Annotated in this window: 8 protein-coding genes and 1 pseudogene; 3 read left to right on the top strand and 6 right to left on the bottom strand. The window is 41.5% G+C overall.

All coding sequences use genetic code 11. The features are described from left to right. From AXW61_RS17750 to AXW61_RS17675, 5 genes and pseudogenes are all read right to left on the bottom strand, one after another. Positions 1-318 (bottom strand): annotated as a pseudogene (locus AXW61_RS17750) (adenylate/guanylate cyclase domain-containing protein); the annotation flags it as partial. 58 nt (positions 319-376) lie between these two features. Further along, positions 377-811 carry an HIT family protein gene (locus tag AXW61_RS04505; protein WP_004696995.1) on the bottom strand — a complete coding sequence of 145 codons (435 nt, stop codon included), beginning with the start codon at positions 809-811 and terminating at the stop codon, positions 377-379. Between the two features lie 231 nt (positions 812-1,042). Further along, complete coding sequence (mfd, locus tag AXW61_RS04500) at positions 1,043-4,501, bottom strand: transcription-repair coupling factor (protein ID WP_062032786.1); 3,459 nt, start codon at positions 4,499-4,501, stop codon at positions 1,043-1,045. 140 nt (positions 4,502-4,641) lie between these two features. Then, positions 4,642-5,007: a hypothetical protein gene (locus tag AXW61_RS04495; RefSeq protein ID WP_081408263.1), complete on the bottom strand. Its 366-nt coding sequence runs from the start codon at positions 5,005-5,007 to the stop codon at positions 4,642-4,644. A gap of 340 nt (positions 5,008-5,347) precedes the next feature. Beyond that, complete coding sequence (locus AXW61_RS17675) at positions 5,348-5,494, bottom strand: hypothetical protein (protein ID WP_205630083.1); 147 nt, start codon at positions 5,492-5,494, stop codon at positions 5,348-5,350. Positions 5,495-6,147: 653 nt separating this feature from the next. Here AXW61_RS17675 and putP point away from each other — a divergent pair. Beyond that, positions 6,148-7,671, top strand: a complete 1,524-nt coding sequence (gene putP / locus AXW61_RS04490) for a sodium/proline symporter PutP (RefSeq protein WP_062032755.1) — start codon at positions 6,148-6,150, stop codon at positions 7,669-7,671. A gap of 65 nt (positions 7,672-7,736) precedes the next feature. Here the strand turns inward: putP and AXW61_RS04485 are convergent, their stop codons facing one another. Next, positions 7,737-8,231, bottom strand: a complete 495-nt coding sequence (locus AXW61_RS04485) for an Lrp/AsnC ligand binding domain-containing protein (protein WP_004696989.1) — start codon at positions 8,229-8,231, stop codon at positions 7,737-7,739. A 117-nt stretch (positions 8,232-8,348) separates the two neighbouring features. On the opposite strand from AXW61_RS04485, the gene putA reads away from it, so the two are divergent. Together putA and trmA are read left to right on the top strand one after the other, a co-directional pair. Then, positions 8,349-12,104, top strand: coding sequence for a trifunctional transcriptional regulator/proline dehydrogenase/L-glutamate gamma-semialdehyde dehydrogenase (putA, locus tag AXW61_RS04480; RefSeq protein ID WP_062032752.1), 3,756 nt, complete (start codon positions 8,349-8,351; stop codon positions 12,102-12,104). A 267-nt stretch (positions 12,105-12,371) separates the two neighbouring features. Continuing rightward, the gene (gene trmA / locus AXW61_RS04475) at positions 12,372-13,454 is read left to right on the top strand and encodes a tRNA (uridine(54)-C5)-methyltransferase TrmA (RefSeq protein ID WP_062032750.1); all 1,083 of its coding nucleotides are present in this window, start codon (positions 12,372-12,374) and stop codon (positions 13,452-13,454) included. Positions 13,455-13,525: the final 71 nt, after the last annotated feature.

Below are 13,525 nucleotides of genomic sequence, written 5' to 3'. Positions count from 1 at the left end.
CATAGCAAAAATGGTTAAAAATGTGAGTACGATACTGAGATGTACAGCGGCTAAAATGATCGCTGTAATGACAATATCAATAACAAACATCACACCGCGTCGCATCGTATTATTGAAGCGATAACCTAACCATCTGGAAAATGGCGGTGTGATCAATAACACAATGAGCAACAGCAGCGGCACGTAAATCTGATATTGCGTATCTGCCATCGTATAATGATAGACGATGGTTATTAAAGACAGCATGCCATATCCCATCACACGATGGAAATACTCGAATTGTTTGGGCTCTTTAGATAACCAATCGTCTAATGGCACTGCTCGTTCCCCACTATGCGCACGATCAAATCATCCCTGATTTGATTTCTCACGTGTATTAGTCCATACGCCAATCGAATGGCATATCACCTTGACCACGTAGTGCAAGCATTAAAGTTTGACGCATATGCGCAAGTACTTCATTGCTATAAGGAACAGCGGGTGTACCCCAAACTGGTTTTGGCCATGCGACGTCGTTTTGATAACGTACAACATGGTGAAAATGGAGCTGCGGAACCATGTTACCTAAAGCAGCAACGTTCATTTTGTCAGCACGGAATACACGAGCCAATTGGCTTGATAACCAGCTTGACTCACGTAAAAACTGTTCTTGGTCGGCTTGACTGAGTTCATATAACTCAGTGATGCCTGGCACGCGTGGAATTAAAATTAGCCACGGGAATTGCATATCATTCATTAAGCGACATGTTGAAAGTGGAAAGTCGCCTACAAAAAACGTATCTTGAGCAAGTTGTGGATGCAAACTAAACATATCTTTATAAATGATGCAAATTAGAATAATGGCTAATACTATCACATCCAATCAGAGGTGAATATTGCAAGCAATGTGTTTCAACACAAATAAACTACGTTTTACCTTGAACTACATCACATTTATTACTTTAATAAATTTCATCAAAAAATCAAGTCTTTCTTTTTATAACGCAAGTTCGCAAGAAAGACCTGATATCTGTATGAAATCACAGCAAATTAAAGCGAAATTTTAATGCAATTCTTTCAATAAACTTTCCAATAAGTCATTGATAAATTGAATCCGTTTTTCATATTCCTCTAGCATCACCATGACCTTTAAGCGCTGACCACCCTCCATCCTAAAAAAGGTCGGATGTTTTTGCATCATCTGAATAATACTAATCGCCTGAACAGGAGTATCTGGTGAAAATTCAATCGCACCGCCATTGGCAGCAATATCCACTTTGGTAATACCCAGTGTTTCTGCTTTCAAACGCATCTGATGCACAGCAAAAAGCTGTTTCACAGGTTGTGGCGGTATCCCAAAACGGTCAATCAACTCCATACGAATGTTATCGAGCTTTTCCTGACTGTCCGTATTACTAATGCGCTTATAGAACAATAAACGCTGATGGACATCTCCTAGATATTCATCTGGAATCAAAGCTGGCATATGTAAATTGATTTCTGCGGTCAGTGAGAGTGGCGCATCGAAGTTCGGGGTTTTGCCTTTTTGAATGGCTTTGGTCGCCTTTTCGAGCATCTCCATATACAAGCTATAACCAATGGCTTGCATTGAACCACTTTGTTGCTCGCCGAGTAGCTCACCCGCTCCGCGAATTTCTAAGTCTTCCGTCGCTAACATAAAGCCCGCACCTAATGTCGATGCCCGCTGAATCGCATCCAGACGCTTTTCAGCATCGCCTTTCAAGCCTTTGATGGATGGCACCAACAGATAGGCATAGGCTTGGTGATGCGAGCGCCCTACACGCCCACGCAGTTGATGCAACTGCGCTAAACCCAGCTTATCTGCCCGTTCAATTAAAATGGTATTGGCATTCGGAACGTCAATCCCTGTTTCAATAATGGTTGAGCAGACCAGCACGTTATATTCTTTATGGTAGAACTGTTGCATCACTTGTTCTAACTCGCGTTCACGCATTTGACCATGTGCAACAGCCACACGTGCCTCAGGGACCAGTTCTCGAAGACTCTCCGCTGCACGCTCAATAGTTTCTACTTCATTATGTAGGAAATAAACTTGTCCACCACGCAGTAACTCACGCAAGATGGCTTCTTTAACTGAATCACCCGTATGTTCTTGCACAAAAGTTTTTACCGCTAAACGTCGTGCAGGTGGTGTGGCAATAATGGATAGATCGCGCATGCCACTAAAGGCCATATTTAAAGTCCGTGGAATTGGAGTTGCAGTCAGAGTCAACATGTCCACATCTGCACGCATTGCTTTAATCCGCTCTTTATCACGTACACCGAAGCGGTGTTCTTCGTCCACAATCATCAAGCCTAAGTCTTTAAACTGGACACTTTCTTGTAAAATTTTATGCGTACCAATCACAATATCAACTTTGCCCTCAGCTAAGTCTTCAATCGTTTTCGTATGTGATTTACTACTGCCAAAACGCGATAAAACTTCGATGCGAATAGGCCAATCTGCAAAACGGTCTTTAAACGACTCATAATGCTGTTGGGCCAGCAACGTCGTCGGCACCAAAACGGCCACTTGTTTATTGTTCTGTACCGCTAGAAATGCTGCGCGCATCGCAACTTCGGTTTTACCAAAGCCCACATCGCCACAGACCAAGCGATCCATCGGTTTAGCCAATTGCATATCATACAAAGTTGCCTCAATCGCATTGGCTTGATCGAGTGTTTCTTCATAGGCAAAGCCACTAGTAAACTGCATATATTGACCTTGATCTAACTCAAAACCAAAACCTGGTTTGGCTTGACGACGGGCTTGGATATGCAATAACTCCGCTGCTACATCATGGATTTGCTCTAATGCTTTACGTTTTGCTTTACTCCAAGCATCAGTACCCAACTTATGCAAGGGTGCCAAGTCTGGGTCACCGCCACTATAACGGCTAATCAAATGTAAATTGGTGACAGGAACATAGACTTTGGCCGCATCGGCATAATCGAGCTGCAAGAACTCATAGTCTTGATCATCAATACTTAAAGTGACTAAGCCCGCATAACGTCCCACACCATAGTCGATATGCACCACCGGCGCACCCATACTCAGTTCAGTCAAACTTCGAATGAGAAACTCTTCCGAAACCTCTTGCTGGCGTTTACGACGACGTTGTACAACCCGATGCTCATACAACTGATTTTCAGAAATGATGCTAATGCTGTCTTTTAATACCAAGCCACGCTCTAATGGTGCACTGGTAATTGCAATGGCATGCAAGGATTTTTGAAATTCAGCAAAATTCTCAACATTAGGAATCTCTCCCAATGTGGCACGCAATGCATCTTTTAAAGTTTCACGACGCCCCGCGCTTTCAGCAACCAGTAATACCGGATGGTTAGCAGCATCAATATACTGTTTAACCGCATGAAAAGGCTTTTCATTTTTAGGATCGACCGCTAAACGTGGTGGAAGTTCAGTGTTTAAATTGGTCACACCCGCTTTTAGATCAAAAGCCTCGACTGAAGCAATAATACGGGGAAAGGTATTGAGCTGTTCTAAAACTTGATTGGTCGAAATAAAAAGATGGTTAGGGGCTAAAATTGGCTGATCAACATTATGGCGACGGTCTTCATAACGTCGATCGATTTCTTTCCAAAAACTATCTAAACCATCATCAACTTGCTTATCTGTAATGACAATGGAGTGACTTGGTAAATACGAAAGCAGTGTACTTTGAGTTTCCATCTGCGCTGCACTGAAAAAGAGCGGGAAATAGAACTCAATTCCTGGTGATGCAATCCCTTCTAACACATCCTGATAAATTGGATTTTTCTTTGGATTTGCCGTCGGAAACATTTCTGCATAGCGATCACGAAATATGCTGCGTGCCTCTTTCAGCGGAAACTCTTTAGCCGGTAATACGGAAAATTGTTTTAAGTTTTGCGTAGTACGCTGCGTTTCAGGATCAAAAAATTTGAGGGTTTCAATTTCATCATCAAACAAATCTATGCGAATTGGTGCGGCTTGACCTGAGGCATAGATGTCCATAATGCTACCCCGAACTGCAAATTCACCATGGTCATATACTGTGTCAACCAAATGATAGCCTGCTTGAATCAAACGCTTCTTTTGCTGTTCTAATTCAAACTTTTGACCAACGTGAATATCAAAGTGTTCTCCCAAAACCCACGAAGTCGGCGCTACACGCTGCGCCAAGGTCGAAGCCGAAATCAATAAGACGCCTGTTTGCGGCATATTGGATAAAATTGCGAGACGCTCAGACACAATATCTTGATGAGGAGATAAACGGTCATAAGGCAGAATTTCCCAGTCTGGGAAAATGGTCGGTCGAATACCGTAAAATTCAAATTCACTTTCGAGTTGTGCTAAGTGTTGATTGTTTTTTGCCACAACCACAAAGAGCTTGTTATTTTGTGTGCTTAACGTTTGAATGAATAATGCAGCTGAAGAGCCGAGCAAATTTCCCAGCCAACGTTTTTCGCCTGCTTTTAGTTGTTGCACATTCAGCTGGGAGATTTCTTCTTGGAACATGGGCATGGCTTTAGCGTTTAAAAACATGCGTCATATACTAGCATGATGTCCTCTCGCTGCATGTTATTTTTCACGACAACAACAACATCAATCTAGCGCTAAGTCCTTTTTACAACTCAAATTTATGGCTTTCAAAAGACTTATTTTTTGTCACGTATAAACTGGTAATAATAGTCATTAAGTAGCTTAATCATTCGCTTTAGCTCAGTTAAGTTTTCTAGATTATTACCTAAACGTGCGACAAATCGTTCATTGGCAATTTCTAAGTCGATTTTCTCATTGATTAACATAGCACTATAAAAAAGTGCATTAAGGTCATCAAACTGACTAATTCTACGATTTGAAAAATAGACCAAACGTTCAGCATGTATGGCATTTAGCACAATACCTTCAATGATAAAGCCTTTTTCATCATTATATTCAATCTGATGCTGCTGCAAAAAAAGTTGTTCTGGCGCATCTTTCTTTAATTTAAATAATTGGCTTAATTTACTCAGCATAGACATCTAATCATGGTTCTTCACTCAAGCATATTGTAGTTCTAACTGCTACATTTTGTTAGCGTGTATCGGCTAAAAAGTATAAAAGCAGCGCATTGACTACGTTTATACCTATATATAGTTATAAATGTTTTAGCGAACTTATGCTAAAGATACAACCTTAGGCGTCACCTCAGCAGCCAAGTTTCAAATGAGAAAATGTGACCTAAGGGTTATTAAGTCAACAACCCTTTCTCCAATACCACTCACTGAACTGTTTTGTTTTCCGCAATACACTGTTTACCCATTTCATCACATTTCGCATGACCTAAGATTCGATTAAACAAAGTGAGAATACCAACACTAATTAATTGCTAAACATAGCGCCACTGTAGAAAGTATTGGTCGATTGATATTTATTGACATGATCGTTTTTGAAAATAAAATCATATTTACCTTGAGGAAGTGATAGATGCTCCAATGCAAGATTGGCCAGCACTTCGTTGCTATCCATTTAATTGAAGTGCCCACTCCACCTTTATAGGCATCTATGGTTAGATGCAAGGGAAAAGCGTGTAACCAACTTTCAGATGGTTGGCCCAATTGCTCATATGCCCCCGCAATGGCCTGCACAATTTCAGGAGAAATTTTGTCAAATTTGCAGGTAATTTATACCGACTCTATTTTCACTTGTTCCAAAGCAAGCAGAAAATGCCATTGAATTCCTATTTTCTAATTAGAAATTTGAAAGTTTTACAATGCATTCAAAGTATGAATGCCTTAACAAAATTAGTTCAATGGTGAAATATTCATCTTTTCCATCCATTTCATCACTATAAATACATTTCATAAATGAAACACTTTATATGTAAATACATCTATTTTGCGTAAGCAATAAAAAAACAAAAATTATAACTAGCCTGCTGATTTTACGAAATAAAAGCTTAGAATTCCACTCAACCTGTAAAAATGAATAACAATTGATCAATAAACAGCATATTTTCAACAACTTATTGTTTAATTTTAAAAAACAATTAATATTTACATAAAATATACAAAGACACCTCACAACTGTTACAGAGTGTAATTTTATTTTTATGCTTGAATCGCCGTCTCAAACAAAGCGATTAAAAAATCTCCCAAGTCGGATTTTGCCAAGGAATGCCTATGAGTCAAATTAACCCCACCCTCGTCACATTTTTAGTTTATATCATTGCCATGGTTGGCATCGGTTTGTATGCATACAAGTCCACAAACAACTTTGATGATTACATCTTAGGTGGGCGTAGTTTAGGAAGTGTGGTTACTGCACTTTCTGCTGGTGCATCAGACATGAGTGGCTGGTTACTGATGGGCTTACCAGGCGCAATTTATTTGTCTGGTTTGTCTGAAGCGTGGATTGCTGTAGGTCTGATCATTGGTGCATGGCTCAACTGGTTATTGGTTGCAGGACGTTTACGTGTACACACTGAAGTCCAAAACAATGCCCTCACCCTGCCTGATTATTTCACAGGTCGTTTCGCAGATCGTAAACGTATCTTGCGTATGATCTCAGCGATCGTCATTTTAGTATTCTTCGCGATTTACTGTGCTTCCGGCATGGTGGCTGGCTCACGTTTATTTGAAAGCATCTTTGGCTGGGACTACACCACTGCTCTTTGGATTAGCGCAATTGCAACCATCAGTTATGTATGTATCGGTGGCTTCCTTGCTATTAGCTGGACAGACACCTTCCAAGCAGGCTTAATGATTTTTGCTCTGCTGCTTACCCCAATCATGACTTATCTTGCGATTGATGGTAATGCTGCACAGTTCACAGTCCTGCTTGAAACTGCTCGCCCACAAGCCATGCACATTGTCTCTGAACTCAGCACTGTTGCCATCCTGTCATCATTGGCATGGGGCTTAGGCTATTTTGGTCAGCCACACATTTTAGTGCGCTTCATGGCTGCAGACTCTGTAAAAACAATTCCTGCTGCGCGTCGCATTGGTATGACATGGATGATTTTATGTCTAGGTGGTGCAGTCGGTGCAGGTTTTATTGCGATTGCTTACTTCCAACAACACCCTGAACTGGCTGCTGTGGTTTCTCAAAACCCTGAAACTGTGTTCATGGAACTGACTAAAATATTATTCAACCCATGGATTGCAGGCATTGTTTTAGCTGCAATTTTAGCTGCGGTGATGAGTACATTAAGCTGTCAGTTACTGGTTTGTTCTACAACATTGACAGAAGACATGTACAAAGCATTCATCCGTAAAACCGCTTCTCAAAAAGAATTGGTCTGGGTGGGTCGCTTCATGGTTCTTGCAGTTGCTATTCTTGCAATTTGTTTAGCAAGCAACCCTGACAGTAAAGTTCTAGGCCTTGTAGCTTATGCATGGGCAGGTTTTGGTGCGGCATTTGGTCCACTGATTATCTTGTCTTTGTTCTGGAAGCGCATGACTTTGAATGGTGCTATTGCAGGTATTATTGTTGGTGCGGTAACTGTGATTGTATGGAAAAATGCATTAGGACACTTAGGTCTATATGAAATTATTCCAGGCTTCATCTTCTCTTGGATCAGCATTGTAGTTGTAAGCTTAATGGGTAAAGCCCCTGAAGCTGAAGTAGTACAACGCTTTGAACAAGCAGACAGCATGTACAAACAAGCCATGGCTGAAATGAAAGAAGAATCTACACAACGTTAATTGAACGTGTAGACCAACAAAAAAAGGGGCTTTTAAGCCCCTTTTTTTGCATCTCATGCACTCAATTATTTCGACAATGGTTTGTACTTAAGTTGAATACGTGAGCTTTCTTTGATGACTTCCATCACGGGATAACTACGCGTTTCTTTAACGCCCGGCAGTTGCCACAAGACTTGACCTGAGATTTTTCGGAACTCATCCATACTGGCACAACGAATCTTCACCACAAAATCAAAGCCCCCACTGGTCATATGGCATTCCACAATTTCATCATGCTGTAGTACGGCATGGCGAAAGTCTTCCAAGACATGTGGCGTGGTTTTATCCAAAAGTATCTCCACAAAAACCACAAAACTGGCATTGAGCATGTTTGGATTTAAGCGTGCCTCATAACTCAGAATAAAGCCTTCCTTGGTTAATTTTTGCACCCGAGCCAAAGCAGCCGTCGCTGATAAGTTCACTTCTTCGGCAAGTTTAATATTCGATATTTTTCCATCTCTTTGAAGAATATCCAATATTTTGATATCTGTTCGGTCCAAGCTAAAAATTGGGCTCGTCATCTGAATTAATCTCTAAATAGCATACAAATTATAGTGAGTTATTCGGCATTCTTTCTGTAATCATAAATTAATTACTATAGATCTCTCAACACATTATTGTATGCACAGGATGTAGGCATGAATATGATGGAAAGCAATACGCATTTCAACGACGCTCAAACTCAATTTGAATATATTACCGAATTCAAAGAAAAAAGTGAGCTTGAAGTTGAAATCAATACCGCTTGGCGACGTGCCGAAACTGACTGTGTTCAAAATTTATTAGACCACAGCAAAATCTCTGACGAGATGAATCAACGCATTCATGAACTTGCGTTTGATTTGGCTCATACTTTACGTGAACGTAAAAGCGGCAGCGGTAAAGCAGGTATTGTACAGGGTCTCTTACAAGAATTTGCACTGTCTTCTCAAGAAGGCATCGCGCTGATGTGTTTAGCTGAAGCATTACTTCGTATTCCAGACATGGCGACACGTGACCTATTGATTAAAGACAAAATCAACCAAGGCAACTGGAAAGAACACGTTGGTCAAAGTAACCTGATGTTTGTCAATGCAGCTGCATGGGGCCTGATGTTGACTGGCAAACTGATGGAAACACCAAAACAAAATAGCTTATCAGGTACTTTAACAGGCTTATTGGCACGTAGTGGGCGTGGCATCATCCGTAAAGCGGTTGATGTGGCTATGCGTATGATGGGCGAACAGTTTGTGACTGGCGAAACCATTGGCGAAGCATTACAACACGCTGAACGTCTTGAAGAAAAAGGCTTCCGCTATTCATACGACATGCTGGGTGAAGCGGCACTGACCGATCATGATGCTGATCGTTATATGAAAGACTATACCGATGCCATTCATGCCATTGGTCAAGCGTCAAAAGACAAAGATGTTTATGACGGCCCGGGTATTTCAATTAAATTATCTGCTCTACACCCTCGCTACCAACGCGCACAAGTTGCACGTATGCATGAAGAGTTGTACGGCAAAGTCTTTAACCTTGCTAAATTAGCACGCGGCTACAACATCGGTTTAAATATCGATGCAGAAGAATCTGAGCGTTTAGAAATTTCTTTAGAAATGCTTGAACGCCTATGCTTTGAACCAGAACTCAAAGACTGGAAAGGCATTGGTTTCGTTATCCAAGCATATCAAAAACGTTGTTTCTACGTGGTTGACTACATCGTAGACTTGGCTAAACGTAGCGAAAAACGCTTAATGATTCGTTTAGTGAAAGGCGCGTACTGGGACAGCGAAATCAAGAAAGCACAAATCGAAGGGATGACTGACTACCCTGTATTTACCCGTAAAGTACATACAGACTTGTCGTATATCGCTTGTGCGAAGAAATTATTGGCTGCACCAGAACAAATCTACCCACAGTTTGCAACACATAATGCGCAAACCTTGGCAACCATTTATGAAATGGCTAACCCAGAGAAATACTATGTGGGTCAGTATGAGTTCCAATGCTTACATGGCATGGGCGAGCCACTTTATGAACAAGTGGTCGGTGAAAAGCAAGATAAAAAGTTGGGTGTACCGTGCCGTATTTATGCGCCAGTGGGCAATCATGAAACACTATTGGCTTACCTTGTACGTCGTTTACTTGAAAATGGTGCAAACACCTCTTTTGTAAACCGTATTGCAGATAAGTCACTCGCAATTGATGATTTGATTGAAAACCCAACTCAAACCATTTTAAGCAGTGCAAAACGTGAAAATATCGTGGGTCAAAAGCACCTTTCGATTCCACTTCCTGCTGAGCTTTATGGGCAGCTGCGTGCAAACTCTAAAGGTTTAGACCTTGCAAATGACTCTGCATTAGCTCAACTGAACCAAACAGCTCAACAGTTTGCTAAGCACCAATGGTCTGCTGCACCAATGGGTGAGCACATTCAGACCAATGACGCCGTTGCTCCGCAAAGCATTATCAACCCAGCACGTCACTCAGATGTTGTGGGTTATGTACAAGAAGCAACAACTGAACAAGTTGAGCAAGCATTAAACAATGCCCAGGCTGTTCAAGACATTTGGGCACGTACGGCTAAAGACACCCGTGCGAGTTACCTACTTCGCGCTGCTGACTTAATGGAAGCTCGCTTAGAAGAACTCATGGTTTTACTTTGCCGTGAAAGTGGTAAAACGTATGCCAATGCTATTGCAGAAGTTCGTGAAGCTGTAGATTTCTTACGTTACTACGCAACGCAAATGATTGATCTAGATGCGAATGCAGAAGTTGAGCCTTTAGGCACGATGCTATGCATTAGCCCATGGAACTTCCCATTGGCCATCTTCACAGGTCAAGTCGCTGCTGCATTGGTTGCGGGTAATACCGTGATTGCTAAACCAGCTGAACAAACGCCATTGATCGCAGCTCAAGCAATTCAAATCTTATGGCAAGCGGGTGTGCCTCAAGCTGCTGTACAGCTGATGCCAGGTCGCGGTGAAACTGTGGGTGCACAACTCAGTGCAGCCGAGCAAGTTCAAGGCATCATGTTCACAGGTTCTACTGAAGTTGCCAAAATTTTGCAAAAAACTGTGGCGAAACGTTTGAGCAAAACTGGTGAAAGCATTCCTCTGATTGCCGAAACAGGCGGTCAAAATGCCATGATCGTTGACTCATCAGCACTGACTGAACAAGTTGTACTTGACGTCGTCAGCTCAGCTTATGACAGTGCAGGTCAACGTTGTTCTGCTCTTCGCGTACTGTGTGTACAAGAAGACAATGCCGATGCTGTGATTCAAATGCTTAAAGGCGCAATGCAGCAACTTCAAGTGGGCAACCCATATCTACTTAAAACAGATATTGGCCCTGTGATTGATGCTGAAGCGCAAGAAAACATTCAAAAGCACATCGACAAAATGCGCCAAAAAGGTCATCGCGTACACCAGTTGATGCGTAATGATGCTCAAGACACTGAGATAAATGCAGGTACGTTCATTACACCAACACTAATTGAGTTACCAAATCTCAATGATTTAGAGCGCGAAGTGTTTGGTCCTGTGCTGCACGTGATTCGCTTTAACCAAGGTTCACTCAAACAGTTACTTGAGCACATCAATAGCAAAGGCTATGGCCTGACGATGGGTTTACATACCCGTATTGATGAAACCATTCAAACTGTAATGACCCATGCTGAAGTAGGTAACCTCTACATCAACCGTAACATCGTAGGTGCAGTTGTCGGTGTACAACCCTTTGGTGGCGAAGGTTTATCAGGTACTGGCCCTAAAGCGGGTGGTCCAATTTATCTATATCGCCTAATGCAAAACTGTTCTGCGAAAAAGTTGAATAAACCATTTGCAACAGGTGCTGACTTAAACCCTCAAGTCGAGTTCAGCAACTCTGCATTGTTCCTTGAGTGGGCAACTAAAACCTTCCCAGCAGTAAAATTGGCAAAAATTGAGAACTTCTGTTCAGGCCATCATTACGAGCTGCAAGGTCCAACAGGTGAAAGTAACCAATACATGGTAATTCCGCGTCATGCAGTCTTGTCATTAGCTGAACAAGAAGTGGATCAACTACAACAGTTGAATGCGATTTTTGCAGTTGGTAGCCGTCCAGCGGTGCTTGCAGATAACAGTTTTGTGTTAAGACACATGCCTAGCATGCCTAAAGCATTGGCTCAAGCGTTCCATGTCATTAAAGACATCAAAACTGATGCTTTTGATGCAGTATTACACCATGGTACAACAGCGCAGCTTTTAGCGTTGCAACAGCAGATTGCTGAGCGTCAAGGTGCAATTGTAGGTATTACTCACCTTAGCCCATCACAAACAGCCATTCCTTTGGAACGTTTTGTGATTGAACGCGCTATTAGTGTTAACACTGCAGCTGCTGGTGGTAATGCAAGTCTCATGACTTTGAACTAAGCCGAATTTAAACCTGTAGCCCTCATCGGGACTGCAGGTTTATTATTGTGTTTCCTCTATTGCCAAGTCAACATCTCCTAGTCTGTTTACTTGGCATTTTTTATGCGACTCGGTTTGACTTAATCTGCTCGAAAATTTCCGATATAGCAAAGTATCAAACCATCTGTAACATGAATAAACCCCACGCTTTTGCTGAATATCTTTAGGCTAATTCGGCAAACTTTGTTACCATCTCTTTTTTCAATATGTTTGCGATTTTTACTGCATATGACTTCTTCTTATCAACAACAACTTGACGCCAAAATTGAACGAATTACAGCTCAATTTGCTGAATTCACTCCACCTTCGCTTGAAGTTTTTCAATCTCCTGAAAAACACTTTCGCATGCGTGCAGAATTCCGTATTTGGCATACCGAAGATGATATGTTTTATGCCATGTTTGAACGCGATGAAGACAATCAGAAGAAAGTCATTCATATTAATGACTTCCCAATCGCTGATGCCAGTATTAATCAGCTCATGCCTGTTTTATTGGCAGAATTAAAAAGCAATGATCTCCTCTCAAAACACCTATTTGAAGTGCATTTCTTAGCAACCTTAAAAGGTGAAATGCTGGTTTCACTGATTTATCGTTGCCCACTCGATGAACAATGGCAGGTTTTAGCCAAACAACTGTCAGAAAAATTAAATATTAAGTTGATTGGCCGTAGCCGTGGTCAAAAAGTGGTACTCACCGATGAATTTGTGGTGGAAGAACTACAAGTTTTTGAGCGTAAATATCAGTACAAACAAATTGAAAGCAGCTTTACGCAGCCCAATGCGCAAGTCTGCCAAAAAATGCTCGAATGGGCCTGCAATGCTGCACAGCAGTCAAATAAAGATTTATTAGAACTTTACTGTGGTAATGGTAACTTTACCCTACCGCTCTCAACCCGTTTCAACCGTGTCTTAGCCACTGAACTGGCTAAGTCTTCGGTGTATGCAGCACAGTGGAACATCGAACAAAACCACATCGATAATATTCAAGTCGCGCGTTTATCGGCAGAAGACTTCACACAAGCCTATAACGGCGAACGCGAATTCCGTCGCTTACAAGAAGCAAATATCGATATGAGCAGCTATGAGTTCAATACGGTGTTTGTTGACCCACCGCGTGCGGGTATTGATGATGAAACCTTGAAATTGATTCAGCGTTTTGAACGGATCATCTATATTTCGTGTAATCCTGACACCTTGCATGACAACTTAAAAACACTCAGCCAAACTCATAAAATTTCACAGTTTGCGCTGTTTGACCAATTTCCGTATACCCACCATGTCGAGTCTGGGGTTTTACTGGAAAAAATTTAAACAATTTGTTGCAACTTAAACCGTATAAAAAAGAAGCTCAAATGAGCTTCTTTTTTAATTTTCATGAAAAA

The organism is Acinetobacter sp. BMW17 (assembly GCF_001592855.1).
Classification (GTDB): domain Bacteria; phylum Pseudomonadota; class Gammaproteobacteria; order Pseudomonadales; family Moraxellaceae; genus Acinetobacter; species Acinetobacter johnsonii.
This window is presented reverse-complemented; position numbering and strand designations above follow the sequence as displayed.